The sequence below is a fragment of the Sporichthya polymorpha DSM 43042 genome (genome assembly GCF_000384115.1).
Lineage (GTDB): Bacteria > Actinomycetota > Actinomycetes > Sporichthyales > Sporichthyaceae > Sporichthya > Sporichthya polymorpha.
Window position 1 is genome coordinate 1,494,379 of sequence record NZ_KB913029.1, and the last position, 25,673, is coordinate 1,520,051.

General features: G+C 71.4%; 23 protein-coding genes. 8 read left to right on the top strand and 15 right to left on the bottom strand.

From position 1 onward, the window contains the following. Positions 1-138: 138 nt before the first annotated feature. Entirely contained in the window at positions 139-1,896 is a 1,758-nt protein-coding gene (locus SPOPO_RS28275) for a DUF1800 domain-containing protein (protein WP_019874151.1), read from the top strand. Continuing rightward, positions 1,893-3,176, top strand: a complete 1,284-nt coding sequence (locus SPOPO_RS0107380; protein WP_019874152.1) for a DUF1501 domain-containing protein — start codon at positions 1,893-1,895, stop codon at positions 3,174-3,176. Before SPOPO_RS28275 ends, SPOPO_RS0107380 begins: the two co-directional genes overlap by 4 nt. A 9-nt stretch (positions 3,177-3,185) precedes the next feature. Here the strand turns inward: SPOPO_RS0107380 and SPOPO_RS32510 are convergent, their stop codons facing one another. The 4 genes from SPOPO_RS32510 to SPOPO_RS28285 all read right to left on the bottom strand — a co-directional run bounded on the left by SPOPO_RS32510 (position 3,186) and on the right by SPOPO_RS28285 (position 7,732). Then, positions 3,186-4,277 carry an ABC transporter substrate-binding protein gene (locus tag SPOPO_RS32510; protein WP_156869668.1) on the bottom strand — a complete coding sequence of 364 codons (1,092 nt, stop codon included), beginning with the start codon at positions 4,275-4,277 and terminating at the stop codon, positions 3,186-3,188. Between the two features lie 66 nt (positions 4,278-4,343). After that, a complete protein-coding gene (locus SPOPO_RS0107390; RefSeq protein ID WP_019874154.1) occupies positions 4,344-5,501 on the bottom strand; it encodes an acyl-CoA dehydrogenase family protein in 1,158 nt (385 codons plus the stop codon). A gap of 204 nt (positions 5,502-5,705) precedes the next feature. Further along, positions 5,706-6,209, bottom strand: coding sequence for a GNAT family N-acetyltransferase (locus SPOPO_RS0107395; RefSeq protein ID WP_019874155.1), 504 nt, complete (start codon positions 6,207-6,209; stop codon positions 5,706-5,708). Continuing rightward, entirely contained in the window at positions 6,206-7,732 is a 1,527-nt protein-coding gene (locus SPOPO_RS28285) for an MFS transporter (RefSeq protein ID WP_169577170.1), read from the bottom strand. Before SPOPO_RS28285 ends, SPOPO_RS0107395 begins: the two co-directional genes overlap by 4 nt. Before the next feature lie 136 nt (positions 7,733-7,868). Between SPOPO_RS28285 and SPOPO_RS33620 the strand changes: the two genes are divergently transcribed. The 4 genes from SPOPO_RS33620 to SPOPO_RS0107420 all read left to right on the top strand — a co-directional run bounded on the left by SPOPO_RS33620 (position 7,869) and on the right by SPOPO_RS0107420 (position 13,187). Continuing rightward, positions 7,869-8,672, top strand: coding sequence for a polysaccharide deacetylase family protein (locus tag SPOPO_RS33620; protein WP_169577171.1), 804 nt, complete (start codon positions 7,869-7,871; stop codon positions 8,670-8,672). A 20-nt stretch (positions 8,673-8,692) separates the two neighbouring features. Beyond that, on the top strand, positions 8,693-9,400 hold the full coding sequence (locus SPOPO_RS28295) for a 4'-phosphopantetheinyl transferase family protein (protein WP_019874158.1): 708 nt from the start codon (positions 8,693-8,695) through the stop codon (positions 9,398-9,400). Between the two features lie 80 nt (positions 9,401-9,480). Beyond that, positions 9,481-11,217, top strand: coding sequence for an ABC transporter ATP-binding protein (locus SPOPO_RS0107415; protein WP_019874159.1), 1,737 nt, complete (start codon positions 9,481-9,483; stop codon positions 11,215-11,217). Continuing rightward, positions 11,214-13,187: an ABC transporter ATP-binding protein gene (locus SPOPO_RS0107420; RefSeq protein ID WP_019874160.1), complete on the top strand. Its 1,974-nt coding sequence runs from the start codon at positions 11,214-11,216 to the stop codon at positions 13,185-13,187. Before SPOPO_RS0107415 ends, SPOPO_RS0107420 begins: the two co-directional genes overlap by 4 nt. A 34-nt stretch (positions 13,188-13,221) precedes the next feature. Here SPOPO_RS0107420 and SPOPO_RS0107425 read toward each other — a convergent pair whose 3' ends face one another. After that, complete coding sequence (locus tag SPOPO_RS0107425; protein ID WP_019874161.1) at positions 13,222-14,934, bottom strand: NAD-dependent malic enzyme; 1,713 nt, start codon at positions 14,932-14,934, stop codon at positions 13,222-13,224. 52 nt (positions 14,935-14,986) lie between these two features. Next, positions 14,987-15,634, bottom strand: a complete 648-nt coding sequence (locus SPOPO_RS0107430; protein WP_019874162.1) for a TetR/AcrR family transcriptional regulator — start codon at positions 15,632-15,634, stop codon at positions 14,987-14,989. A 104-nt stretch (positions 15,635-15,738) separates the two neighbouring features. Here SPOPO_RS0107430 and SPOPO_RS0107435 point away from each other — a divergent pair, with 104 nt between their 5' ends. Together SPOPO_RS0107435 and SPOPO_RS31930 are read left to right on the top strand one after the other, a co-directional pair. Further along, positions 15,739-17,292, top strand: coding sequence for an MFS transporter (locus SPOPO_RS0107435; protein WP_019874163.1), 1,554 nt, complete (start codon positions 15,739-15,741; stop codon positions 17,290-17,292). 190 nt (positions 17,293-17,482) lie between these two features. After that, entirely contained in the window at positions 17,483-18,733 is a 1,251-nt protein-coding gene (locus SPOPO_RS31930) for an MFS transporter (RefSeq protein WP_211211002.1), read from the top strand. Between the two features lie 296 nt (positions 18,734-19,029). On the opposite strand, the gene SPOPO_RS0107445 is transcribed toward SPOPO_RS31930, so the two are convergent. The 9 genes from SPOPO_RS0107445 to SPOPO_RS0107485 form a co-directional block, all read right to left on the bottom strand. Continuing rightward, on the bottom strand, positions 19,030-19,434 hold the full coding sequence (locus SPOPO_RS0107445; RefSeq protein WP_019874164.1) for a hypothetical protein: 405 nt from the start codon (positions 19,432-19,434) through the stop codon (positions 19,030-19,032). Beyond that, entirely contained in the window at positions 19,434-20,471 is a 1,038-nt protein-coding gene (locus SPOPO_RS0107450) for a phage major capsid protein (RefSeq protein ID WP_342672894.1), read from the bottom strand. The genes SPOPO_RS0107445 and SPOPO_RS0107450 overlap by 1 nt, the downstream gene beginning before the upstream one ends. Next, positions 20,465-20,701: a hypothetical protein gene (locus tag SPOPO_RS0107455; protein WP_156869672.1), complete on the bottom strand. Its 237-nt coding sequence runs from the start codon at positions 20,699-20,701 to the stop codon at positions 20,465-20,467. The genes SPOPO_RS0107450 and SPOPO_RS0107455 overlap by 7 nt, the downstream gene beginning before the upstream one ends. A gap of 530 nt (positions 20,702-21,231) precedes the next feature. Continuing rightward, positions 21,232-21,477, bottom strand: coding sequence for a hypothetical protein (locus tag SPOPO_RS0107460; RefSeq protein ID WP_019874167.1), 246 nt, complete (start codon positions 21,475-21,477; stop codon positions 21,232-21,234). Between the two features lie 35 nt (positions 21,478-21,512). Further along, the gene (locus tag SPOPO_RS34255) at positions 21,513-21,686 is read right to left on the bottom strand and encodes a hypothetical protein (protein WP_019874168.1); all 174 of its coding nucleotides are present in this window, start codon (positions 21,684-21,686) and stop codon (positions 21,513-21,515) included. Next, on the bottom strand, positions 21,686-22,141 hold the full coding sequence (locus SPOPO_RS0107470) for a hypothetical protein (protein ID WP_019874169.1): 456 nt from the start codon (positions 22,139-22,141) through the stop codon (positions 21,686-21,688). Before SPOPO_RS0107470 ends, SPOPO_RS34255 begins: the two co-directional genes overlap by 1 nt. Before the next feature lie 9 nt (positions 22,142-22,150). Continuing rightward, positions 22,151-22,786: a hypothetical protein gene (locus tag SPOPO_RS0107475; RefSeq protein WP_019874170.1), complete on the bottom strand. Its 636-nt coding sequence runs from the start codon at positions 22,784-22,786 to the stop codon at positions 22,151-22,153. Next, complete coding sequence (locus SPOPO_RS28305; protein WP_019874171.1) at positions 22,779-24,149, bottom strand: phage portal protein; 1,371 nt, start codon at positions 24,147-24,149, stop codon at positions 22,779-22,781. The genes SPOPO_RS0107475 and SPOPO_RS28305 overlap by 8 nt, the downstream gene beginning before the upstream one ends. After that, on the bottom strand, positions 24,146-25,606 hold the full coding sequence (locus SPOPO_RS0107485; protein WP_019874172.1) for a terminase TerL endonuclease subunit: 1,461 nt from the start codon (positions 25,604-25,606) through the stop codon (positions 24,146-24,148). Before SPOPO_RS0107485 ends, SPOPO_RS28305 begins: the two co-directional genes overlap by 4 nt. Positions 25,607-25,673: the final 67 nt, after the last annotated feature.

Consider the following 25,673-nt stretch of genomic DNA (forward strand, 5'->3'; position numbering starts at 1 on the left):
TCGCCGAGGCACGCCGAACGGCGCCGCGTTCTTCGGCATCTCCCGTGTCGGTCGGCGCGAAAGGAATCTGAAGACGCGTTCGCGACGAAGTGACGTCCGGCCGTCAAGTGGGGACCTTGGTCCTCCGAAGCGGAGTGCATGACCTCGCTCCTGGACCGCCGGAACGTCCTCACCCTGGCGGCCCTGGTCGCCGCCTCGGGCGTCGTCGGAGTCGCCGAGGCCGACGGCGCCGAGGCGGCCACCACGGCCACGACGTCTCAGGCCAAGCGCAAGACCAAGAAGAAGCTGACGCCGAAGCAGCTCCGCGCCCGCCGACGCCGCCAGGCCCGCAAACGCGCCGCCGAGAAGGCCAGGAAGAAGAAGAAGCCCGCGCCCGCACCGGCCCCGAAGCCGACGCCGACACCGACGCCGACGCCGACCCCGGCCCCCAGCCCGAGCCCGTCCCCCAGCCCGCTGCCGGCGACGGATGCGTTCACCCTCCACCTGCTCCGGCGGGCGACGTTCGGGATCACGCCCGAGCTGCTGACGGACGTCACGAAGGCGGGCGGGGCCCAGGGCTGGCTCGACCAGCAACTGAACCCGAGCGGGCTGGCGGACGTCCCCGCTGCCGTCCTCGGCCGCTGGCCGCTGCACGCCGCGGACCCGCCCGTCGTCCACGCCGCCGGCGACTTCGGCCACTGGAAGTCGATGGAGGACCTCGTCCGCGCGACCGTGGCGCGCCAGCTCTGGTCGAAGCGTCAGCTGTTCGAGGTGATGGTCGACTTCTGGTCGAACCACCTCAACATCACGTGCCCGAGCAGCGAGGTCTGGTCGACCAAGGCCTGGGACGACAGGAACGTCATCCGCAAGCACGCCCTCGGGAGGTTCGAGGACATGCTCACCGCCTCGATGACCTCCCCCGCGATGCTGCTGTACCTGGACAACGCCACCTCGCGCGGCGCCGCCCCGAACGAGAACTACGCCCGCGAGCTCCTCGAGCTGCACACCGTCGGGGTCGACGCCGGCTACGGCCGCGCCGACATCCTCGGCGCCGCGCGAGCCCTGAGCGGCTTGACGGTCTGGGACCCGTGGAACGGCGGCAACGCCACCAACGTCGGGACGTTCCGCTACAACGCGAACTGGCACTACGTCGGCAAGGTGACGGTGCTGGGCTGGTCGCACGCGAACGCGACCAAGAACGACGGGCCCGCCGCCGCGGCGTCGCTCGCCACCTACCTCGCGCGGCACCCCGCGACCGCGGAGCGGATCGCCGCCAAACTCGCCGTCCGGTTCGTGTCCGACACCCCGCCTGCGGCGCTGGTCGAGCGTCTGGCCCGGGTCTACCTCGACAACAACACGGCGATCGTCCCCGTCCTGCGGGCACTGTTCGCCTCCGCGGAGTTCGCCGCCGCGGCGGGCAAGAAGGTGCGCCGGCCGCTCGAGGACCTGATCGCCGCCTGGCGTGCGGTCGGCGTGCAGCCGAACCCGCTCGACACGAATCCCGACGGCGCGGTCGCCGGGATGCGCTGGATGCTCATGCTGCTCGGCCACGCGCCGCTCGGCTGGGCACCGCCGAACGGCTACCCCGACGTGGCCTCGGCGTGGGGCGGCGCCGGACGGACGCTGAACCGCTGGAACGCGCACATCGCGACCACCCAGCAGTGGTGGCCCGAGGGCGTGAAGTGGCCCGACCTCGCCGACCACCTCCTCGACGGCAAGACCCCCGCGACCCGGGGCGCGCTCATCGACACGTTGATCGCGCGACTGCTTCCGGGGATCTCGGTCTCCACCGCCCACCGCAACGCGATGCTCGCCTTCCTCGGCGCGGACGGCCGGATCCGCGACGGCGACACCACGTGGCTCTTCCCCGTCCTCGTCGCCGTCGTCCTCGACAGCCCGTACTGGAGCATCCGATGACCCGTCAGATCCCGTCACAGAACGACGGCTGCCCGGAGTGCGCCGAGGTCGGCACGCTGAACCGACGCCGCTTCCTCCAGGCGCTCGGCGTCACCGGCGCGGCCGTCGCGGCGACCCCGGTGCTCTCCGCCCGCGCGGCCTACGCCGCCGGCGCGTACTCCGGGCCGATCCTGCTCGTGATCTCGCTGCGCGGCGGCATGGACGGGCTCAGCCTCGTGCCGCCGGTCGGAGACCCGGACTACGCCCGCAAGCGGCCGAACATCGCAATCCCCACCTCGACCGCGATCCCGACCGGCAACCCGACGTTCGGCCTGCACCCCGCGCTCGCACCCCTTCAGCCGTTGTGGAACGACGGCCGCCTGGCGTTCGTCCATGCCGTCGGGTCGCCGGACGCGAGCCGCAGCCACTTCTCCGCCACCGACGAACTCGAGCGCGCCGCACCGGGCACGAGCATCCGCACCGGCTGGCTCGACCGCGTCCTCGGCGTCGCGGGGACCGGGACCACCTTCGAGGCCGTCGCGCTCGGGACCGGGGGCGTGCCGCGCCTGATGTCGGGGCCGAACGAGGCGCTCGGCCTGGCGTCGCTGGCGACGTTCAAGCTGCAGAGCCTCGACTGGGTCGGGCCGCGTCTGACCACCGCCCTGCGCACGCTGCACGACAACGCGACCCTGCCGCACGCTGCCGCGGCCACCGCGACCCTCGACGCGCTCGACACGGCGGCGTCGGTCGTCACCAACCACGCCGGTCCGCGCAACGGCGCCGTGTATCCGAAGAACAGCTCACTCGGTGCCGCGCTCGCGGACGCCGCCGCGCTCATCCGCGCGAACGTCGGGTTGCAGGCGCTCGCCGTCGACGTCGGCGACTGGGACATGCACAGCGGTCTCGGCAACCGCGGCGAGGGCGCGTTCGCCGTCAAGGCCGGGGACATCGCCGCCAGCCTGGCGGCGTTCGCCACCGACCTCGGCGAGTCCTTCAACCGCGTCACGGTCGTGACGCTGAGCGAGTTCGGTCGCCGGGTTCAGGAGAACGGCAGCGGCGGCGTCGACCACGGCTACGGCAACGCCGTGCTGCTCGCCGGTGGCGGCCTGGTGGGCACCAAGGTGCACGGCACCTGGCCCACTCTGGCCGACGCCAAACTCGACCACGGCGACCTCGCCGGGACCACGGACTTCCGCAACGTCCTCGGCGAGTACCTCGTCAAGCGGGCCGGTCTGACGACCAGTCAGCTCGGGACGGTGTTCCCCGGCGTTACGCCGTCGTTCGTGGGCGCCTTCCGCTGACAGGCCGGTTCAGCTCTCGGTCGGCTCCGGCGAAGCGGTCTCGACCTCCTCCGCGGGTTCCGGAGTCGCCGCGGGCGGGGTGCCGTACTCGCCGGAGAGCGTGAACTCCTTGCCGGCGAACGCGGATTCGAGCCCGGTGATCGTGCCGAACAGGGCCTCGACGACTTCGAGCGCCCAGATGTCCCGAGGGACACGGAAGAACTGGCCGTTGCGCACCGCGTAGGTGTTCGCGAGCAGCCGCTCGGTGGTGGCGTCCATCTCCTCGCCCTCGGGGAGGCCGAAGAAGAGAACGTCGGCGTCGTAGGAGGCGAGGTTCTCCCGGCTGACCTGGAAGTACTCCTCGGTGATCGAACGCGTCGTCGAGGACGGCACCATCCCGAGGTCCTTGAGCACGACCGGGCCCGGGCTGTAGTCGCTCCGGACGACGTAGCACTCCTCCGGGCCGTAGCTCTCCATGTAGGTGTAACCGGCGCCCACCAGGCCGGCCGCGGCGCCCGCCTTGAGCGCGGCGAGCTTGTCGCGGTACTCGCCGAGGCGCCGATCCATCGCCTCCTCGACGCCGACGACCCGGGCGAGGTCGCGCTGGCGCTGGAACGGCGGGCGCGCGCCCTGGACGAGGTCGATGATCACCGTCGGCGCGATCGAGGAGAGCTTGTCGTAGACCGGGTCGGCCTCGTAGGGCAGGCCGAGGATCAGGTCCGGCTTCGCCGCGGCGATCGCCTCCAGGTCGGGCTGGTCGTGCGTGCCGATGTCGAGCAGCGTCGACCAGACCGGCGGGACCGTCCCGAGCGGTCGGATCGCCTGCGCGGGGTCGGCCGTGTCGCGGACCGTCGCCGCGATCAGCTTGTCGAACCCGAGGCTCGCGACGGCGTAGCCGACCAGCTGGTCGTGCAGCGCCACCACCCGGGTCGGGTTCAGCGGGATCTCGACGGGGCCGTGGGAGCTGTCGACCGTTCGCGTCGTGGGCGCGGACGGCGTCGGCTGCGCCTCGGGGTCGTCATCGTCGGCGCACGCGGTCAGCATCCCGGCGGCGACGAGCATCGAGAGGAACTGACGGCGCGTCGCCTCGTCGGTGATCTCCAGCAGGGTCGCGGTCGGCATGTCCACTCCAGGGTCCGCGGATCAGGTTAGGCAACCCTAACGAACCGGCCGACCGGCGCGCCGGATTCAGCGCAGGCCGTACGTGGAGGCGATGATCTCGCGCTGGATCTCGTTGGTCCCGGCGTAGATCGTCGGGGAGATCGCGTCGCGCAGGTGACGCTCCATCTCGTACTCGGTGGCGTACCCGTAACCGCCCATGAGCTGGACGCCCTCGAGCGCGAGCGCCTTCGCCGTCTCGGTCACCTTCACCTTGGCCATCGAGGTGAGGCGGACGAGGTCCTGCGGGTCGCCCAGGTTGTGGTGGGCCCGGTAGACGGTGTCGTAGGCGAGGCTGCGGGCGGCCTCGAGTTCCAGCGCCATCGTCGCGATCCGGTGCCGGACGGCCTGGAACGTCCCGATCTTCTGACCGAACTGGGCCCGGACGGTGACGTAGGCGAGCAGGTCGTCGAACGTCCGCTGCGCCATGCCGATCCCCTGCGCCGCGCACACCAGACGCTCGCCGTTGAGGCCGGCCATCAGCTGGTTCCAGGCCCCGCCGCGCTCCCCGACCAGCGCCTCGTCGGCGACGAAGACGTCGGTGAAGAAGATGTCGTTGACCTCCTTGCCGCCCATCGTCGAGATCGGCCGGACCTCCACGCCCGGCGCGTTCGCCGGCACCTCGAGCATCGACAGCCCCGTGCGCGGGTTGTCGCCGCGCTCGGTCCGGACGGTCACGAGGATGACGTCGGCGAAGTGCGCGTCCGAGCACCACGTCTTCTGCCCGTTGATCACGTAGCCGCCGTCGACGGGCTCGGCCTTGCACGCGATCCCGGACAGATCCGATCCCGCGCCCGGCTCGGAGATGCTGATCGAGTAGAGCGTGCCCTCGGTGATCGCGCTCAGAACCCGCTTGCGCTGCGCGTCGCTCCCGAACCGCTTGAAGATCCCCGCGCACGTGTGCGAGGTCCCCGCCCCGTGTACGGGGGCCATCCCGTACCAGAGCTCCTCGAAGAACAGGAACTGCTCGATCAGCCCACCCCCGCTCCCCCCGAACTCCTCCGGCAGCGAGACGCCGAGATACCCGGTCGCCGCGAGCTTGCGGTACAGGTCCGGGCTGTGGGACTCCAGCCCGTTCTGGGTGTAGGCGTCCCGCTGCTCCTTCGTCCCCACCTCGCGGCGGCAGAACGCCCGCACCGCCTCGGCGAAGTCCTCCTGCTCGGAGGTGAACCGCCAGGACTTCGCCACGCCCGCTCCTCGGATAAAGATACGCAGTATCTCAATATTCGCGGCCGGGCCCGGCGGTGTCAATCGGGACGCCCTCCTCCCCGCCCCGGCGTCCCGTGCCCATCTCCACCGCGTGCGCAGATAAGCACCACCCCGAGGCCGCTCCCCCGTGCCGACCTCCACCGAATGCGCAGATAAGCACCACCCGAGGCCGCCGAGCGGACCTCACACCCCGAACGGGGCGGCGTAGCGGACGAGGCCGGCGGGGAGGGGGGTGCCGTCGAGGCTGCGGGCCATCAGGGCCTCGTCGGGGACCTCGATGCTCAGCCGGATCCCCGCGACCGAGGCGCGGTCGAATCCGAAGCGGGGGTAGTACTCCGGGTGGCCGAGGACGACGACGAACCGCTCGCCGCGGGCGGTGGCGGCGGCGAGAGCGGCCCGGACCGCGGCGCCGCCGGCCCCGGTGCGTTGGAACTCCGGCAGGACGGCGCAGGGGCCGAGGCACAGAGCCGGGACGTCATCGATGTGACACCGCGTCAGCAACGCCTGGCCGACCGGGGTTCCGCTCGCGTCGAGGGCGAGCAGCGACAGCCCGTCGAGCCAGGCCGGGTCGGCGCGGAGGGCCTCCACGAGGTCCGCCTCGTCCGGACGCTCGAACGCGGCGAGGTTGATCCGGCGGACCGCGTCGACATCGCCCGCCGTCTCAGGCCGGGTGACCCAGTCGTTCACGTGGCGTCCGCGTCCGTCGTCTCCGCGGACCGCTGCCGACCGGGCGCCGCGAGGGCGACGGCGGCGGCGCAGACGACGGTGACGATCGCGCAGGCGAGCATCGCGCCGTGGAGCCCGCTGAGGAACGCGGTCTGCGCCTCGGCCACCGCCGGAGCAGCCGCGGGGCCGAGCTCCGCGCCGACCTGCAGCGCACCGGCCAGCGACGCCTCCGCCGCCTCCCGCGCCGGCGGCGGCAGCGCCTCGACGGCCGGACCGAGCTCCCGGTTGTACCCGGTCGCGAGCAGCGATCCGGCGACCGCGATCCCGATCGCGGCGCCGACCTCACGCACGGCGTCGTTGACCGCGCTCGCGACACCCTGCTTCGCGGCGGGGACGCTGCGCAGGATCGCGACCGTCGCGGGGGTGACGCACAGGCCGAGCGTCGCGCCGATCGACAGCAGCCCGGTCTGGAACAGGACGGTGTCGCCCTTCTCCAGTTGGGTCAGCAGCAGGAACCCGATCGTCAACGGCACGAAGCCCAGCGCCGAGACCACGCGGAGCCCGAACCGCTCGACGAGCGGCGGGCCGGCGAGCGCGAACGGCAGGATCGTGAGCGCGGCCGGCAGCAGCATCAGGCCGGCGTTCAACGGCGAGCGCCCCTCGATCAGCTGCAGGTACTGCACGACGAGGAAGAAGAACCCGAACAGCATCGCGAACTGGACGACGAGCGAGACACTGCCGGCCAGCACGCGGCGGGAACGGAAGATCCGGATGTCGAGCAGCGGATGCGCGCGACGCACCTGGCTGACGCCGAACAGCACGGCGCAGGCGACGCCACTCGCGACGCAGCCGAGGAACACCGCCGAGTCCCAGCCGTGGCTGGGGGCCTCGTTGATGCCGAACACCACGAGACCGATGGCTGCGGCGCTCGTGACCGCGCCGAAGCTGTCGAAGCGATGGCGCTCGTCGTCGCGGGACTCCTCGATCAGCGGACCGGCGAGCGTCGTGAGCAGCGCAGCCGCCGCGGAGACGTAGAGGATCGCCGGCCAGTCCGCGAACTCCAGGATCAGCCCGCCGAACGCGAGGCCGAGCGCGCCGCCGAGCGTCGCGGTCGTGACCCACACCGCGACCGCGCGTTCCTGCGCGGCGCCGCGCATCGTGGTCGTGATCAGCGACAGCGTCGCCGGCATCACCAGCGCCGCACCCACACCGGCGAGGGCGCGGGAGGCGATCAGGACGTCGGGGTTCTCGCCGAGCGGGCCGAGCAGGCACGCGAGCGAGAAGACGACCAGGCCCGCCATCAACGCGCGGCGCCGGCCGTAGCGGTCGCCGAGCGCCCCGCAGGGCAGCAGCAGGCCCGCGAAGACAACCGTGTAGGAGTCGATGACCCACGTCAGCTGGCCCTGCGTCGCGCCCGTCGCCCGGCCGATCTCGGGCAGCGCCGTGTTCAACGAGGTCATCGAGCCCATGACCATCGCGAGGGCGCCACAGATCACCGCCAGCCCGACGATCGGGCTGCGGGGCCGGAAGTCAGCGCGGTGCATGCGCTCAGCCAACACCCGGCCCGGGGCGCACCGCACCGTCACGTTGTTCACAGGTGGGCGGTTCGTCCTCGGCCGAAAGATCGATTCCGCGAGGTCCGGGTCGCCCGGCGACGGCCCATGTCCCACCATGGACCCCGTGGACACCCCTGCCGAGGCGTCCCGTCGATCCTTCCTGCGCATGGCGGGCGTCGGCGTGGCCGGAACCGTGGGCGCGGGCGCGCTGGTCGGCACCGCCGTCGGCGCCGAGCGCTACCACGAGGTCTCGTCCGCGCGCCGGCGCGGCGACGGCGCGACGGTGGCCCAGCTCTCCAGCGCGACCAGCATCAGCGTTCTGTGGCGGGCGCGGACCGACCGCAAGGTCGTCGCGCTGACCTTCGACGACGGCCCCGGCGCGGAGCACACGGAGCGCCTCCTCGACGACCTGCGCGCCGCGGACGTGCGCGCCACCTTCGCGGTCGTCGGCCGTAACGCCGCCCGGTTCCCCGACCTGATCCGCCGCCAGCACGACGACGGCCACGAGATCGCCAACCACACCTGGGGTCACACCGACCTGAGCATGCGCGAGTACGACGGCTGCCGCCGCGAGTTGGAGCGCACCGACGACCTCGTTGCCGAACTCACCGGCTCGCCGACGGCGGTGATCCGCCCGCCGTGGGGCCGGATCAACGGCAACCTGCTCCAGTACGCCGCCCAGACCGGGCAGAAGGTCGTGCTGTGGGACATGCGCCTGCTCGAGGACGAGCTCGACAGCGCCGGCAACACCGCCTACGTCCTCGACCACCTGCGGCCCGGCTCCGTCGTCCTCGCCCACGACGCCGGCCTGGCCAGGCGCAAGGTCGGGATGGCCGCGATCCCCGACATCCTCGCCGGGGCCAAGGAGCTCGGCTACGAGTTCGTCAGCGCGAGCGAGATGTTCGCCCTCGACCACGCCGCCCGATAGGGGGCCTACGCTCGGGTTCCGTGACCTCTCCGGAGCCCCTGCACCTCCCCGAGGGTCAGGTCGCGATCTGGTGGGCGCACGCCCGCCCCCGGTCGGCCGGCCTGCTGGGCCTGCTCGACCCCATCGAGTCGACGCGGCTCGCGGCGCTGCCCCGGGCCGGGGACCGCGACCGCTTCGCGTCCGCGCACATCCTGACCCGGCTCGTCCTCGCGGCCTACCTCTACGCCTACACGGACGACCTGCTGTTGCGCGCGACCTGCCGGATCTGCGGCGCGCAGGGGCACGGCAAGCCCGGCTTCCACACCCTCGACGACCCGCAGTACCACTACTCGCTCGCCTACGCGGGCGCGCGCGTCGGCGTCGCGGTGGCGCGGGTGCCGGTCGGGCTCGACGTCGTCGTGATGACCGACGACCGTCCCCACCCCGCCGCGGTGACCTGGGCCCGGACGGAGTCGCTGCTCAAGGCGACCGGTCACGGGCTGGCGGTCTCCCCGGACGACGTGCGGGTCACCGGCCCCGACGACGAGCCCGCCCTGCTCGACTGGGCGGAGGGCCCGGACCCGAAGGACGTCCAGCTCGCGGACCTCGCCCCGGGCGCCGGCCACGTCGCCGCTCTCGCGGTGCTCACCGCGGACACGATCGACCCCGAGCGGAACCTGCCCCTGCGCGTCACCGAGCACGACGGGGAGCCACTGATCGCCGCCGCCGAGCCGCCCTCGATTGCCTAGGCTGGGGAAACCCGCTGGGCGGTCGTCGGGGGCGGGAGGCAGACTGTCGCGGTGCGCTTCGGAAACCCCCGGGGCCGCGCGTGCTGATCCCCCTCCTGCGGGAGCACCTGCGCCCCTACCGCCGACTCCTGGTCGCGGTGGTGGTTCTCCAACTCGGGTCGACCCTGGCCGCGCTGTACCTGCCGACCCTGAACGCGGACCTCATCGACAACGGCATCGTCCGCGGCGACACCGGCCACATCCTGCGGGTCGGCGCCGTCATGCTCGTCTTCACCGCACTGCAGGTGGCGGCCGCGATCGCCGCCGTCCACGTGGGCGCGAAGGTGTCGATGGCGGTCGGGCGTGACCTGCGCGCCGCGGTCTTCCACCGGGTCCAGTCCTTCTCCGGCGCGGAGATCGCCCGCTTCGGCGCCCCGTCGCTGATCACGCGGACGACGAACGACGCGCAGCAGGTCCAGGCGTTCCTGCAGGTCACGTTCACGATGGCCGTTCCGGCGCCCGTGTCCGCGATCGGTGGCATCGCACTCGCGCTGCACCAGGACGTGCCGCTGTCCGCGGTGTTCGTGGTCGTCCTGCCGGCCCTGGTCGTCGCCGTCACGCTGCTGATCCGCGCGATGCACCCGCTGTTCCGGGAGATGCAGTCCGGCATCGACGAGGTGAACCGGATCCTGCGGGAGCAGATCACCGGCGTCCGCGTCATCCGGGCCTTCGTGCGCGAGGAGCACGAGACCGCCCGCTTCACCCGCGCGAGCGCCGAGCTCCGCGACGTCGCCCTCTCGAGCGGCCGGCTGTTCGCGCTGATGTTCCCGACGGTGCTGTTCGTCGTGAACGCGGCCAGCGTCGGCGTCCTGTGGTTCGGCGGGCACCGCATCGACGACGGCGGGATGCAGCTCGGGGCCCTGACCGCGTTCCTGTCGTACCTGATGCAGATCCTGTTCGCGGTCATGATGGCCACGTTCACGCTCTCGCAGATGCCGCGCGCCGAGGTCTGCGCGGAGCGCATCACCGACGTGCTCGACACCGAGCCCACGGTCGCCCCGCCGGTCGACGGGGTCACCGAGATGCCGACGCCGGGCACCCTCGAGCTCCGCGGGGTCGAGTTCCGCTTCCCCGGCGCGGAGGACCCGGTGCTGCGCGGCGTCGACCTGACGGTCGTCCCCGGCGGCGTCACCGCGATCGTCGGCGGGACGGGCGCGGGCAAGACGACGCTGTGCTCGCTGATTCCGCGCCTCATCGACCCCAGCGCCGGCGTCGTCCGCGTCGGCGGGGTGGACGCCCGGGAGCTCGACCCCGCGGCGCTGGCTCGTGCGATCGGCTACGTACCGCAGCGGCCGTACCTGTTCTCGGGGACGATCGCCACCAACCTGGAGTTCGGCCGACCGGGCGCGACCGAGGACGAGATGTGGGCCGCGCTCGAGGTGGCGCAGGCCGCAGGCTTCGTGCGCGCGATGCCCGAGAAGCTGCACGCCCCGATCGCGCAGGGCGGGTCGAACGTCTCCGGCGGCCAGCGGCAGCGGCTCGCGATCGCCCGCGCGCTGATCGCCCGCCCGGACCTCTACGTCTTCGACGACGCCTTCTCCGCCCTCGACAACGCGACCGACGCCGCGCTGCGTGCCGCCCTCGTCCCGTGGACCGCGGGCGCAACCGTGCTCATCGTCGCCCAGCGGGTCGGGACGATCCGCAACGCGGACCGCGTTGTCGTCCTCGACGGCGGCCGCGTCGTCGGCACCGGCACCCACGACGAGCTGATGGCGTCGAACCCGACGTACCAGGAGATCGTGCTCTCCCAGCTCTCGGCCGCGGAGGCGGCCCGATGAGCGCCCCGGCGCGCGGCCCCGCCCCACCGGGCGCCCGCCCGGTCGGCGGCGGGCCGCAGGCGACCGCCATGTTGCTCTCGATGCCGGCCGAGAAGTCGTTGCACTTTCAGGCCTCCTCGCTGCGTCTGCTTCGGCTGATGCGGCCCGAGCGGGTGCTCGTCGTCGTCGCCGTCCTGTGCGGTCTGCTGTCGGTGGCCCTGAGCGTGCTCGGTCCTTACCTGCTCGGAAAGGCGACCGACGTCATCGTCGGCGGCGTGGTCACCCGCGACCTGCCGCCGAATCTGACGAACAATCAGGTCGTCGCCGAGTTGGAGCAGTCCGGGCGCGGCGAACTCGCCGACCTCGTGCGGAACGTCGACGCCACCCCCGGTCAGGGCGTCGACTTCGACCGCCTCGGCAACGTGCTGCTGCTCGCGTTCGCGGTGTACGCGTTCGGGGCGGTGTTCTCCCTCGTGCAGGGCCGGCTCGCGACGACGGTCGTCCAGCGCCTGGTCTACCGGCTGCGCCAGGACGCCCAGGCCAAGCTGGACCGCCTCCCGCTGCGGTACTTCGACACCCACCCGCGCGGGGAGATCCTCTCCCGCACCACCAACGACCTCGACAACATCGCGCAGACCCTTCAGCAGTCGCTGAGCCAGTTGCTCACGGCGCTGATCACGATCGTCGGCGTCCTCGCGATGATGTTCTGGATCTCACCGCTGCTCGCGGTCATCGTGCTGATCAGCGTCCCGCTGTCGATCCGCATCACGAAGGCGATCGGCAAGCGCTCGCAGCCGCAGTTCGTGAAGCAGTGGTCGACGACGGGGCGGCTGAACGCGCACGTCGAGGAGATGTACACCGGCCATGCACTGGTCCGCGCGTTCGGCCGCAGCCCCGAGTCGGCGGAGATCTTCGACCGCCACAACGACGAGCTCTACGCGAGCTCGTTCCGGGCGCAGTTCATCTCCGGGGTCATCGGCCCGACGATGCAGCTGGTCGGCAACCTGACCTACGTGATCGTCGCGGTGGTCGGCGGCCTGCGGGTCGCGAGCGGGTCGCTCTCGCTCGGCGAGGTGCAGGCGTTCATCCAGTACACGCGGCAGTTCTCGATGCCCGTCACCCAGGCGGCGTCGATGGCGAACCTGCTGCAGTCGGGCATCGCGTCGGCGGAGCGGGTGTTCGACCTCCTCGACGCCGAGGAGCAGAGCCCCGAGCCGGCGCCGGTCGCTCGCGAGGGCCGCACCCGCGGGGCGGTCGAGTTCGAGGACGTGTCGTTTCGGTACGAGGCGGACCGCCCGCTCATCGAGAACCTCTCGCTCTCGGTCCCGGCCGGTGCGACCGTCGCGATCGTCGGTCCGACCGGCGCCGGCAAGACGACGCTGGTCAACCTGCTGCTGCGGTTCTACGACCTCGACGCCGGCCGCATCACGATCGACGGCGTCGACGTCGCGTCGATGCCGCGGCCCCAGGTGCGCGCGGACATCGGCATGGTCCTGCAGGACACCTGGCTCTTCGGCGGCACGATCGCGGAGAACATTGCTTATGGACGCCCCGGCGTGGGCCGTGACGAGGTCGTGGCCGCGGCGAAGGCGACACACGTGGACCACCTCGTCCGGACCCTGCCCGACGGCTACGACACCGTGCTCGACGCCGCCGGCTCCGATCTCTCCGCCGGTGAACGCCAGCTGGTGACGATCGCTCGCGCGTTCCTGGCCGACCCGCCGATCCTGATCCTCGACGAGGCGACGAGCTTCGTCGACACTCGCACGGAACTGCTGATCCAGCGCGGCACCTCTACCCTCGCCCAGGGCCGGACGTGCTTCGTCATCGCGCACCGGCTCTCGACGATCCGCGACGCCGACGTCATCCTCGTTCTCGAGGATGGCCGCATCGTCGAGCAGGGCAATCACCAGACCCTGCTCGCCGCGAACGGCCCGTACGCCCGCCTCTACAACGCCCAGTTCTCGGCCGCGATCACCGAGACGGACTGAGTTCTCCCGGACAGCCGGGAGAACTGATGGAGCGTCAGACCGCGACGATCGTCGGGTACTCGGGCCGCCACATGTTCTGGTGGACGAGCTGGACGAGGTCGGAGAGGTCGGCCTGCGCGAGACCCTCCTTCTCGGCGGCCTGGGCGACGGCGATCGCGACGGCGGCGGAGACCTTGCGGAGGGAGTCGACCGGCGGCAGGAGCGGCGCCCCCGGGCCGGTGCCGACGGCGACCTTCGCGACGGCCTCGGCGGCGGCCAGGAGCATGCCGTCGCTGACCCGCTTCGCCCGCGCGACGGCGACACCGAGGCCGAGGCCCGGGAACACCAGCGCGTTGTTGGCCTGGGCGATCGCGTACTTACGGCCCTTGTGCTCGACCGGGGCGAAGGGGCTGCCGGTCGCGATCAGCGCGCGACCCTCGGTCCACTCGAGGAGGTCGGAGGGCAGGGCCTCGGCCTTCGAGGTCGGGTTCGAGAGCGGCATGATCACGGGACGCTCGCAGTGGGCGGCCATCTCGCGGACGATCGCCTCGTGAAACGAGGCCGGCTGCGCGGAGGTCCCGATCAGCATCGTCGGGTGGACCTCGCGGACCACGTCGGCGAGCTTGGCGACCTGACCCTCCGGCGCCCAGCCGGCGACCTCGGCCGCGGGCCGGGCGTAGGGGACCTGGAAGTCGCGGATCAGCGCGGCCTGGTCGTCGGAGATCAGGCCCTTGCTGCCGATCGCGTAGAAGCGCGCGGTGGCCTCCGCGGGCGAGAGCCCCTCCGCGATCATCAGGTCGCGCATCATGTCCGCGATGCCGATGCCCGCGGTGCCGGCGCCGTGGATGACGACGGTGTGGTCGCGCATCCGCGTGCCCGAGGCGCGCAGGGCGGCGAGCGCCGCGGCGACGACGACGGCCGCGGTGCCCTGCATGTCGTCGTTGAACGTGCAGCAGGTGTCCCGGTACTTGTTCAGTACGCGCCGCGCGTTGGAGGCCCCGAGGTCCTCCCAGTGCAGCATCGCGTGCGGGAAGTACTGCCCGGCGGCCTCGACGAAGGCGTCGAGCAGGGCGTCGTAGCGCTCGTCGCGCACGCGGGCGTGCCGGTTGCCGAGGTAGAGCTCGTCGTTGAGGAGCTCGAGGTTGTCGGTGCCGGCGTCGAGCATTACGGGCACGACGCGGGCCGGGTGGATGCCGGCCGCCGCGGTGTAGACCGCGAGCTTGCCGACCGCGATCTGCGCACCGCCGACGCCCCAGTCGCCGATGCCGAGGATGCCCTCGCCGTCGGTGGCGACGATCAGGTCGACGTCGTCGGGGTCGAGGCCCAGGTTCGCGAACGCCTGCGGCACCTCGTCGATGTTGTTCACCGACAGGTAGAGGCCGCGCGGGCGCCGGAACTCGTGGCTGAACCGCTCGATGGCCTCACCGATGGTCGGGGTGTAGACGATCGGGAGCATCTCGTCGAGGTGGTCCGCGAGCACGCGGTAGAAGAGGACCTCGTTGCGGTCGCGCAGGTTCGTCAGGAAGACGTGCTTGTCCAGCGGGGTCGGCTGCCGCAGGTACTGGGCGTAGATCCGGCGCGCCTGCTTCGAGATGTCGATGGACCGCTGGGGCAGCAGACCGGTCAGCCCGAGGGCGCGACGCTCACTGTCGGAGAAGGCGGTACCGCGGTTCAGCAGGGGCAGCTGGAGCACCGCCTGGCCACGAACGCGTACATGGGCGGTCCAGCCGTCCGGTCCGGACGTGAGCTCGAAAGGCTGTTCCGACATCGCGTTTTCCTCCCCAGGAAGACCCTCCATCTTGGCCCACGGGCCGGAGTGGTCAGCGCCGGGAGGTGCGTCCGACCTCGTTGATGCGATCGATCTCCGCAGGAACGAGCGGCGGAACCGTGAACGACGTCACACCCGACCGCTTGGCGCGTAGACCGTCGAGCAGCACCTCCAGGTACCGGCGCCAGACGTCCGGACGGACGTCGCGGGTCGCCTCGGCGATGCCCCCGAGCATGCGCAGGAGCATCGGGAAGTCCGTCGGTGCGGCGTCGGCCCGCAGGTGCCCGTCGGCCTGGGCCCGCTCGAAGACGGCGGTGACGATCGGCAGCATCGTCTGCCGCACCTCCTCGCGGCCGCCGGGACGGCAGATCAGGACCTCGAACAGGCCCTGATCCCGCGTCACCACGTCGGCCAGGCTCTCCAGCAGCAGACGCAGCGCCTGCCACGAGTCGGTCTCCTCCCGCGCCTTCGCGGCGAGCGCGGCGACGCCCTGCAGGCGCTCCAGGAACAACGCGTCGACGAGCGCGTCGCGGTTCTCGAACCGGCGGTAGACGGTCCCGACGCCGAGCCCGGCGTGCGCGGCGATCTCGTCGAGCGTCGCGTCCAGGCCGCGGGTCGCGAAAACCTCCTCGGCCGCGGCCAGGATCCGCTCCCGGTTCCGCGCAGCATCCGCGCGCAGCGGCTTGTCGGGGGCGGTCATGTGACGAGGATATCAAATAAGCGGAGGTGGAACCTCCGCTTCGGTGCTACCGTCTCAGCGGAAGCGGAGGACGGTCCTCCGGTTAGAGCACGGAGGCACCGCCCATGTCCGCCACCACCGTTCCGGCCTCACGGCCGGACGACGCCGCCCGTCCGGACGTCGTCCACCGGGAGATCCCGCGCCAGGTCGCACCCGACGCTTCCGCGGAAGCGGCCGCCGCCGCCCGGGCCCACCGGCACCGCTGGCTGGTGCTCGGGGTCCTCGGCATCGCGCAGCTGATGGTCGTCCTCGACGCGACGATCATGAACGTCGCGCTCCCGGCCGCGCAGAACGCCCTCGTGTTCTCCGACAGCGACCGGCAGTGGGTCGTCACCGCGTACGCCCTCGCGTTCGGCAGCCTGCTGCCCCTCGGCGGCCGACTCTCGGACCTGTTCGGCCGGCGCGCGACACTCCTCGTCGGGCTGTTCGGCTTCGCGGGGGCCTCGGCGCTCGGCGGTGCGGCGCAGAACTTCGAGGTGCTCGTGACCGCCCGCGCGCTCCAGGGCGTGTTCGGCGCGCTGCTGGCCCCCGCCTGCCTGAGCCTGCTGACGACGACGTTCACCGACCCGAAGGAGCGGGCGAAGGCCTTCGGCGTCTTCGGTGCCCTCGCCGGCATCGGCGGCGCGATCGGCCTGCTGCTCGGCGGCGCGCTGACCACCTACGTCTCGTGGCGCTGGGCGCTGTACATCAACCTGGCCTTCGCGGCCGTGGCGATCGCCGGTACCGCCGCCCTGCTCCCCCGCATGAAGCGCAGCGGCCGGGTCCACCTCGACCTGCCGGGCACGCTGACGATCTCCGCCGGCCTGTTCTCCCTGGTCTACGGGTTCTCGCACGCCGAGACCGACGGCTGGAGCAACGGCGTCACGATCGGGTTCCTCGCGGCCTCCGCCGTGCTGCTCGTGCTCTTCGTGGTCCTGCAGACCCGGGTCTCCGACCCGCTGCTCCCGATGCGCGTCCTCGCCGACCGCACCCGGTCCGGCGCGTACCTCGCGGTGCTGATCTCGGGCGCCGGGATGTTCGCGGTGTTCCTGTACCTGACCTACTACCTGCAGGCGGTTCTGGGCTTCTCGGCCATCCGCACCGGTGTGGCCTTCCTGCCGATGGTGGTGGCCCTCGTCTTCATGGCGCAGATCGCCAACACCGTTCTGCTGCGCCGCATGGGCCCGCGGATTCTGGTCACCCTCGGCATGGCCGTCGCCGCGCTCGGCATGAGCGACTTCACCGTCATCACGGTCGAGGGCGACTACGCGACGCAGGTCCTGCCCGGCCTGATCGTGATGGGCATGGGCATCGGCCTGATCTTCGCCCCGGCCATGCAGGCCGCGATCACGGGCATCGAGGCGCGGGACTCCGGCGTCGCCTCCGCGATCGTGAACACGGCGCAGCAGGTCGGCGGTTCCGTGGGCCTGGCCCTGCTCGGCACCGTGGCCGGCGACGCACTGACCTCGCACCTGGGCAAGGGCGACGACGTCCCCACGGCGATGGTCGAGTCCTACGTGACGACCTTCTGGTGGGCGACCGCGATCTTCGCCGTCGGCGCGGTCCTGGTGGGGCTGCTCCTCCGCTCGGGCCGCCTGCCCGAGCCCGCCGAAGGGACCGAGCACGTGATGGCGCACTGACACCATGGAGCGGTGACGATCCCGACCCCGCGGCCCGCGTCCGAGCCGCCGGACCCCGCACCACCGACCGAGCCACCGGCGCCCGCGCGCCGGTGGCTCGTCATGTCGGTCCTGGGAATCGCGCAGCTGATGGTCGTGCTCGACGCGACGATCATGAACGTCGCCCTGCCGTCCACAGGCGGCGCTCGGCATCTCCGAAGCGGACCGGCAGTGGGTCGTCACCGCCTACGCCCTCGCGTTCGGCAGCCTGCTCCTGCTCGGCGGCCGGGTCAGCGACCTGCTCGGCCGGCGGACCACTTTCCTGCTCGGGCTGGTCGGCTTCGCGACCGCGTCCGCGATCGGCGGCGCGGCCCAGAACTTCGCGACGCTCGTGAGCGCCCGCGTCGGTCAGGGCGTCTTCGCGGCGCTGCTCGCGCCGGCGGCCCTGAGCCTGCTCACCACGACGTTCACCGACCCGCGCGAGCGGGCGAAAGCCTTCGCGATCTTCGGGGCGCTGGCCGGCACCGGTGGGGCCGTCGGCCTCCTGCTCGGCGGGAGCCTGACGACCTACGCGTCGTGGCGCTGGGCGCTCTACGTCAACATCGCGTTCGCGGCCGTCGCCTTCCTCGGCGCGGTCGCGCTCCTGCCGAAGGTGCCGCGCGGGCCGCGGCCGAAGCTCGACCTGCTCGGCACGCTGACGGCCTCGACCGGCCTGTTCACGCTCGTGTTCGGCCTGTCGCGCGCGGAGACCGAGGGGTGGTCGGACGACCTCACCGTCTTCTGCCTGGTCGCGTCGTCGGCGCTGCTGACGAGCTTCGTCGCCCGGCAGCGCACGTTTGCTCGCTCGGGCCGGCACCCCCTGCTGCCGCCGTCGATCGTGGCCGACCGCGACCGCGCCGGTGCGTTCCTCGCGATGCTCATCGTGGGCTCGGGGATGTTCGCCGTGTTCCTGTTCCTGACCTACTACCTGCAGACGGTCATGGGGTACTCGGCGATCCGCACCGGCTGCGCGTTCCTGCCGATGGTCGCGATGATCGTCGTGTTCTCGCAGTTGACGAACCTCGTGCTGCTGCCCCGGATGGGCGCGCGTGTGCTGATCCCGCTGGGGATGGCGGTCGCCGCGCTCGCGATGAGCGACTGGACGACGATCGACGCCCGGGGCGACTACGCGACCGAGGTGCTGCCCGGCTTCCTCGTCCTGTGCATGGGCCTGGGGCTGATCTTCTCGCCCTCGATCCAGGGCGCCGTGTCCCGCGTGCACCCGCGGGACGCCGGCGTGCGCGATCTTCGCGGTCGGCGCGGTGGTGGTGGCGCTGCTGCTGCGCTCCCCGGGTCAGCCGGCGAGCAGCAGCTCGCTCAGCGGGCGCCGTTCGCGCGGGGCGCGCTCCCGGGCCGCGTAGGGCTCCGGGAGGTCCGCCTCGGGGTCGAGCTGCCCGATCGCGACGACCGAGACCGGCCGTAGCTCCGGGGCCAGCTGAAAGCGAGTCACGACGCCGTCGGCGTCGAAGCCGCCCATCTGATGCACCGCCAGGCCCAGTTCCTCGGCCTGGACCGACAGGTGGGCCACGGCCTGACGATGATGCAGCTTTACCACTCAGAAAATGGGAGAGCCCCACCGGGCGGGACAAGGTGAGTTGGTCGCCCGGTGGGGCTCTCTCCGACACCTCGCGGGCTGGAAGCTCGACCGGCTGGTCCGCGCACGCCGACTGTAGATGTTGGCTTGCTAGGTCAGGTGGTTGAACCCGCGAGGGGCGGTCTCTATGCGGAGCGCCTTCGGTAGTTGTCGAGAACCATTCGCTCGCTGAGCAAGAACCCGTCGAACGGTCGCATCACTTCTGAGTAGCCGCCGATCTCGATCCGGGTGGACGCCGTCGGGTTGCTTGCGCTGCGGCCGGCGCACTGGACGAGCACCCCGGCCACGTCTTCCCGGACCTCGAGGGTGCCCGGCTCCACGCCTGGACGGAACGCCGTCCCTCGCGTGTAGGCCCGGACCATCGAGATCACCGAGTTCAAGTGGATCTGGAGGTGCGCGAGAGTCTCGGACTGCTCGTCCAGCCGCAAGAACTTGGCGACGTCGCGGGCCGTGGGGCAGGACGTGAAGAGGCCCGGCCTCGGCGTGAGTGTGCCGAAGACGATCTGGGCCTCTTCGAGGTCGTCGGTCATCAGCCGATGTTCTTGATCTTCACGATCGCCGTCGGGTTGGTCGGGACAGCGTCGTAGCGCGTTGTCACGCGCACCCCAATTTCATCCGTCTCGGCGTACAGCTCGGTCAGGATCTTCACCGACGGCGCGAGATCTCTGGCGACCAGGATTTGGCTCATGTCGGCCAAGATCACGTTCTGCTCGTCCGCGTCGCTGTCGCCGTCCGCGCTGTCCGGTCCCTTGGCGAGGTGCTGCGACACGATGACCGGAGCGCCGAGGATGCGGAACCCACCCGCCTCCGTGATGTCCGGCTGAATGAGGGGGCGGTTCGAGCCGGTGGCCTCCTTGATCAGGTGCATGGCCGTGAGCTGCTCCGGTCGCATGATCCACTTCAGCGCGCCCATGTTGACGTTGGCCGTCATGCACATGCCCATCGCGGTGATCATGTCGTCGTAGGTGAGGGCGGCGTTCGCCTTGTCCATCACCTGCACGCCCGAGTACCCAAGGATTCCCTTGGGCGTCGTGATGCCGTCACCCCCGACGCCGAGGAAGTTCCGATCGATCTTCTCGACGACCTTGAAGATCAACTCGCTCTGCATCACCGCGTCCAGGGCGAGCACGGACTGCCGGGCCATCTCGGCGGTCCACTTCGTGATGATCTTGACGGACTCCATGGTCGACGGCAGGAGCTGGATGCTTCCGAAGTCGACGTCGGCCTTCGGGATCAGCTCCCCCTCGCCGACCCAGCTCGGGTCCTCGGGGGTCGTGGTGTTCTCGGCGACCAGGCCCTTGAGCACCGGGACGCGGAGGGGGCCGGCGGAGTCAACGATCTTCACGCCGGAGTTCAAAAACTTGGAGGACTCGCGGAGCGGCTGGACCAGGAACTTGAGGACCTGTTCCTGGGTCAGCTCGGGAGCGGTGCTGGTCTTGACCGACATGGCCTGCCTCGTCTGTGCGATCCGGATGTGGGATCGCGACCGGCACCAGGCCGTGCGTCGCGGCCGGGCACCCGGCCCGACGTTTCGTGGATCGGCACCGCATCGGCAGTTCGTCACCACCTGTTCAGGAACTGCCGGACCGCCTGGGCCTTCGGACCGGTCCGGCCCGCGCCGTCGTCACCTCTCAGCCATTCGAGAAGGCGGTCTCGCCACTCCGTAGGGATCTCGGCCCTGTTGCGCGCCACCGTGAACTCTCGCCAGAGCCTGAACCACATCCAGTGGTGGTCGCCGCACTCGTCCCGCAGACAGGCGGCGATCTTCGTCTGCCGGTTCCCGTCGAGCGTGCGCATCATCCAGTCCAGCGGGGCGCCGCCGCCGGACGTGTTGTGTCCGTTCCCGCAGTAGTACGTGCCGCAGTCGCGGCAGCACGCTCTCGTGATTGGGTAGCCAGTGACGCTCTGGAATCCGGACACGCTCTCAAAGTGACGGATAGTCAGATTATGTCGGCAGCAGATCGGTCTCGGCATCTCTCTCGCCTCAGGACGCAGCTCGCCCCAACCCGTTTCCGGGGCGGTTGCGTCCTGAGGCGTTCGCCATTAGACGGGGAGGTCTCGCACCTCCCGCCACGGTTGCCCATGGCCAGCCGAGCCGGTGTTCTCCACCGGACCTAGCGCGGGTCTGTGGTGCGGAGTCGAGATCGTCGTGACCGCCGGGAGGTAGCTGGCTGTTCAGCGTTTCTCCGGCCCAGCCGGGGCGCTCCTTGTCCGGCTGGTGCTCCGCACCTCGCCCGTTTCGTGGGCTAGACGGCGGTGGCTGATTGCCGGGACTCGGCGCAGGGTGCCTCTCGCTAAGACCGATCCTAGTGCCAGTGCAGGTGGTGTCAACGTCCGATGAGGCCGAACTTCACGAGGTAGCGGACGACCTGGCGCGGGTTCTCGCAGGGCGGCCCGAGGAGCTTCGGCCTGGCCCGTCCCCGGCGGGGTGGGCGGGCCTTCCAGCCGGTCGGTGTCCGCACGATGTCGTAGATCGTGCCCTCGACGCGGTAGCTCGCCACCCGCTGCCAGACGTCGTACTCGTACTCGCTGATGGGCCACTCGTCGGCCCGCTGTTCGTTCGGAGTAGCCACGCACGATTCTACTGACAGTGCGTCAGATGTTCGACCTACGAGGGGCTCGGCACGCTGGGCATCGCCGACAGGATCGCGATCGCTCGGCTCTCGTCGATGCCGTAGGCCGGTGAGAACAGCTGGTCGTCACGGACGAGCCATACGCGGCCGGTCTTGCCTCGCCGGACGGTGAACCCGCGCTTGCGCGCCAGACTGTCGAGGGTGGACATCAGACGCCTCCGCGCATGAGCGCCGACAGGCTCACGGCGTCCGGATCCTCCTGGCTGTGCCGCCCTTGGCCGACGTCGCCGCGCGGGCGGGCCAGGTAGGGCTTCGCCTTGATCAGCTCTTCGGCGGCGGCGAGGATCTTCTCCGGGTCGGGGAAGCCGTTCTCGTCGGCGTAGGCGTCGTTCCAGGCCAGGTCGTCGGGCTGGGTCAGGATGTCCCGGACGGCGTTGGCGATGGCCAGGTCCCGGAGCCGCTTCTCGGCCTCCTCGCCCCGCTTCGCCTTGACGCGGGCGGTGGCCGCCTCGTCGCGGAGGTTCTTGACGTAGTCCTCGTCGTAGGTCTTCGGCTCGGTGCCCTCGCCGCCGCCAGGTTGGTCCCCCGCGCCGCCAGGAGGCTCCACCGGCGGCGCGGAGTCCGAGGTCTGCCCAACCCCCTTGGGGTCTTGTTCGTTCGCCACAGCGGGCCCCTATCGGATCGAGATTCCTGAGGAGAACCGGACCTGCCCGGCGCTCGTGTTCCACGTACGGCGTAACTGGACTTGTCGCTCTCGCTGGCGGTCGGCCCACGACTCCGAGGCCACCGGGGCGAGGGAGCACCGGCACCCGGGGTGGTCGGTGAAGTCGACCTCGGTGGGGTGGATCGTCCCGGCGAGCGGCGCACACCTGTCGCACGCGTCGGGGCGCACGACCCGCCTCCACTGCTCCACGCCTCGCGCGCGTAGCGCTTCGAGGTAGGCGCGGTGTCCCCGCTGGAGCGGCTCGGAGTGTGCGACGCGGGCCGCGCGGGTCTGCACCCGCGCCATGGCCTGCCCGTGCGCCGAGAGGGTGGCGAACGCCCGAACGAGGCGCTCCTGCTCTTCTCGGGGCGGCAGCAATCCGAGCGCGCCGGACGGTAGGCCGACCGTGGCGAGCTGCCAGGCCGCGACGGCGGTGTCGGCGTAAGAGGTCGCCGCGACGTTGGCGGCGTACACCGATGCCGCCGCCGACTCGACGAACGACGTGCGGGAAACCGCGCCGGCGGAGTAGGCGGCTGCCGTTGCCGCGACCTGCGCCTCGGCCCGGGCTGCCAGCGCCGCCCAGACGGCGACGAGGGCCTCACTCATCGGTCGGCAGCGCCGTCGGCGGCGCGACGATCTGGCGGTCCAGAGATTCGCGCAGGCGCATGGCCCGGAAACTCTCGACCTGCTCCGGCGTGTACCCGAGGCGGGCGAGCCCGGCCTCCGTCGGGAGGATGTTGGCCTGCACGAGCTTGGTGACGGCGTCGGCGGTCTGGGCCTCGGTGCGGGTCTCCGGGTTGTCCCAGATGATCTCCACCCGTGCCGGGCGCTCGCCCTGGACGGCCGCGATCAACTGGGCGACCTTCGCCCACTCCGGGGTGAACGTCCGCATCCTCGCGTGGCAGCGGGCCACGAGGGATGCCTCCGCCGACCGGATGGCGTCGGCCGACGGAGGCTGCTCGTTGATGACGCCCAAGTAGTGGGCGGGCAAGCCGCTGACGGTCGCGACTCCCTGGAGCATCAGGTCCACGCCGGAGGTGAAGCCGCCGAGGTCCGCCGAGGGGAACTGGCCCAGGCGGGCCTCAGGCTCCTCGACCTGCCACACGCGGCCCGCCTCGCCGGTGAACGGGTTCACCGCGACCTTGACGGGCTCGCCGTCGGCGTCGACCACGGGGTTGCCGTCGGCGTCCAGCAGGTCCTCCTCCTTCACCTCCAGCCCGGTGATCCAGCGGCGCGGGCGGGAGCCAAATTCCGAGGCGACCATGAGGTCCGCCATCAACTTGCCGATGGCGTCGGTGAGGCCGAGGACCGGCGTCATCTCCGAGACGCCGTCGTGGTCGAGCAGGCGGCCGCGGTTCGTGAGCTGGACGACCGGCACCGTGCCCAGCGGGTTCGGCGTGGACTTCGCGTGGTTCCAGCCCTCGGCCGGGATCACGCCGCCGGTCGGCACGTCGGCGCCGGACACGTACTCGTGGATCTTGTCGGGCAGGAACACCAGCGCCCGTGCCCGGCCGTCCTCGACCCAGCGCTTCGCTCCGGCCGTGACCTTGCGCGTCACCGGGTCCCGGACGACCGCGAACTCGTGCGGCGATTCGACGGTGACCGACGGTGCGCCGGAGTCGTCGGTCCAGACAAGGACGTAGGACCGGCCCAGGGTCAGCGCCTCGACGTGGGCGACGGCCTGGCCGTCCTCCATGCCCGACCGCTCCCACGCCTGCCAGATCTGGTCGTCCGCCTCGCCGTTCACCGAGAAGCCGATGACGCGCAGCCGCTCCGCGATGGAGTCGACGACGACGCGGGGGTAATTGACCGTCAGGGCGGTCAGCCGGTTGCCGAGGGCCTCCTTCGCCTCCCGCGACAGGAACGCCAGGGGCTGCTCGCCCGCGTAGTACTGGTCGAGCTGCGTCAACCGGTGCGAGGTCTCGTCCAGCCGCCGGGACAGGCCTTCGAGGATCTTCACGACGCTCACCAGACGGCCACCTTTGATCGCTTCTTCTTGCTCGCGTGGAACGTGGCGCGGGACCAGGCCATGACCGCGCACACGGCCAGGTCGATGCGGTGCGTGCTGTTCTTCGAGTCCTTGCGCAGGCGGGTGCCGCGCACGTCCTCGGTGACCCGGGCGTTGGCCACGTGGGCGGCGAGCGCCTTCTCGCCGGAGTGGGTGACCTGGCCGTTGAGGGCCGCCTCGTGGAGGCCGATGGTCGCCGGTGACATGCGCGCCGCCGACTGCGGGAACTCGGTCACCGGCAGGCCCTCCTTGGCGAGCACCTGGAGAGTGCGCTGCCACCTATACGGGTCGGCGGTGATCTCCTTGACCCGCCACTTCGAGCAGGCCAGCCGGATCGCGTCCTCGACCGCGAGCACGTCCACCCGCCAGTCCTCGTCGCCCGGGTTCGCCCAGTGTCCGGCCACGTCGATGTGCGGGGCGGCGCTGATCGTCGCCGCGACGAGGCCGGTGGAGTCCTGCGAGAACGAGCCGTCCAAGGCGAGCACGACCTCGGCGTCCTTCGGGATCGGGACTCCCGTCGACCGCGAGGGCCACAGGCCCGGCGGCATGTAGCTGTCGTCCGCGCCGGAGGTCCACTGGCCCAGCCGTGCGCGGCGGAAGCGGGCCTCCCGTGTCTTCGGCGGCAGTGACGCCCGCAGCGCGTCCGGGAACAGGAAGTCGTGCAGCGCCGGGTTGGCGACGGCCCAGGCCTCCTCGTCGTCCAGGGCGCATCCGGCCGGTGCGGCGAACTCGGTGAACGTCGTCAGCGGGTCGTCCGGGTTCTCCAGCATGTCCCGGCGGAGGTCGTACATGACGCTGTCCGTGCCGTGCTCGGACGGGGTGCCGATGCACAACGTCAAGGAGGTTGGGCGCTTGCCGGAGGCGTCGAGCATGACCTCGAACGTCGCCCGGTCCACGACTCCGATCTCGTCGATCAGGGCCAGGCTCGGGTCCAGCCCTTCGAGGGATCGGGGGTCGGCCGGGTACATCTGGAGGGTCGATCCGCTGCCCGGCACGTAGATCCGGTCCGTGTAGACGTAGGACCTCTTCGCCAGCAGCGGGTTCAGCTCGGTCATGCGGACGGCGGTCCGGAAGATCAGGGAGGCCTGCCGCTCGTCCCGGGCCACCACGCAGACCTGGGCCCCCATCACGCCGTCGCCGTGGGTGGCGTAGAGGCCGAGGGCTGCGGCGAGCGACGACTTGCCCTGGCCTCGTGGGAGTGACCACAGCCCGAGGCGGGGGCGGGGCTCGTCGAACGCCGAGGAGATGAGGTCCCTCTGCCACGGGCGCAGCGACATCGGCTTCCCCGCGCCGGCCCCCTTGGGCACCACGACGAACTGCTCGATCCACGCCGAGACGCGGTCGCCGCCGCCGGTGGGCAGGTCGTGCTCCACCAGCGGGCGGTTCGATGCGCCGGTCTTCGGCCCCGCGTTCGCCATCTCGGCGGGTGGATCGGCACGGGCTCGAAAGTGACCGCCCAGGGGCCTGCTGGGAGGGTGAACCTCG

What these genes read in the sequence shown, in the direction of transcription:
- SPOPO_RS28275 (WP_019874151.1), top strand. Translation starts at nt 139, where the DNA reads ATGACCTCGCTCCTGGACCGCCGGAACGTCCTCACCCTGGCGGCCCTG.
- SPOPO_RS0107380 (WP_019874152.1), top strand. Translation starts at nt 1,893, where the DNA reads ATGACCCGTCAGATCCCGTCACAGAACGACGGCTGCCCGGAGTGCGCC.
- SPOPO_RS32510 (WP_156869668.1), bottom strand. Translation starts at nt 4,277, where the DNA reads ATGCCGACCGCGACCCTGCTGGAGATCACCGACGAGGCGACGCGCCGT.
- SPOPO_RS28285 (WP_169577170.1), bottom strand. Translation starts at nt 7,732, where the DNA reads ATGCACCGCGCTGACTTCCGGCCCCGCAGCCCGATCGTCGGGCTGGCG.
- SPOPO_RS0107420 (WP_019874160.1), top strand. Translation starts at nt 11,214, where the DNA reads ATGAGCGCCCCGGCGCGCGGCCCCGCCCCACCGGGCGCCCGCCCGGTC.
- SPOPO_RS0107425 (WP_019874161.1), bottom strand. Translation starts at nt 14,934, where the DNA reads ATGTCGGAACAGCCTTTCGAGCTCACGTCCGGACCGGACGGCTGGACC.
- SPOPO_RS0107430 (WP_019874162.1), bottom strand. Translation starts at nt 15,634, where the DNA reads ATGACCGCCCCCGACAAGCCGCTGCGCGCGGATGCTGCGCGGAACCGG.
- SPOPO_RS0107435 (WP_019874163.1), top strand. Translation starts at nt 15,739, where the DNA reads ATGTCCGCCACCACCGTTCCGGCCTCACGGCCGGACGACGCCGCCCGT.
- SPOPO_RS0107445 (WP_019874164.1), bottom strand. Translation starts at nt 19,434, where the DNA reads ATGACCGACGACCTCGAAGAGGCCCAGATCGTCTTCGGCACACTCACG.
- SPOPO_RS0107455 (WP_156869672.1), bottom strand. Translation starts at nt 20,701, where the DNA reads ATGCGCACGCTCGACGGGAACCGGCAGACGAAGATCGCCGCCTGTCTG.
- SPOPO_RS34255 (WP_019874168.1), bottom strand. Translation starts at nt 21,686, where the DNA reads ATGTCCACCCTCGACAGTCTGGCGCGCAAGCGCGGGTTCACCGTCCGG.
- SPOPO_RS0107475 (WP_019874170.1), bottom strand. Translation starts at nt 22,786, where the DNA reads ATGAGTGAGGCCCTCGTCGCCGTCTGGGCGGCGCTGGCAGCCCGGGCC.
- SPOPO_RS0107485 (WP_019874172.1), bottom strand. Translation starts at nt 25,606, where the DNA reads ATGGCGAACGCGGGGCCGAAGACCGGCGCATCGAACCGCCCGCTGGTG.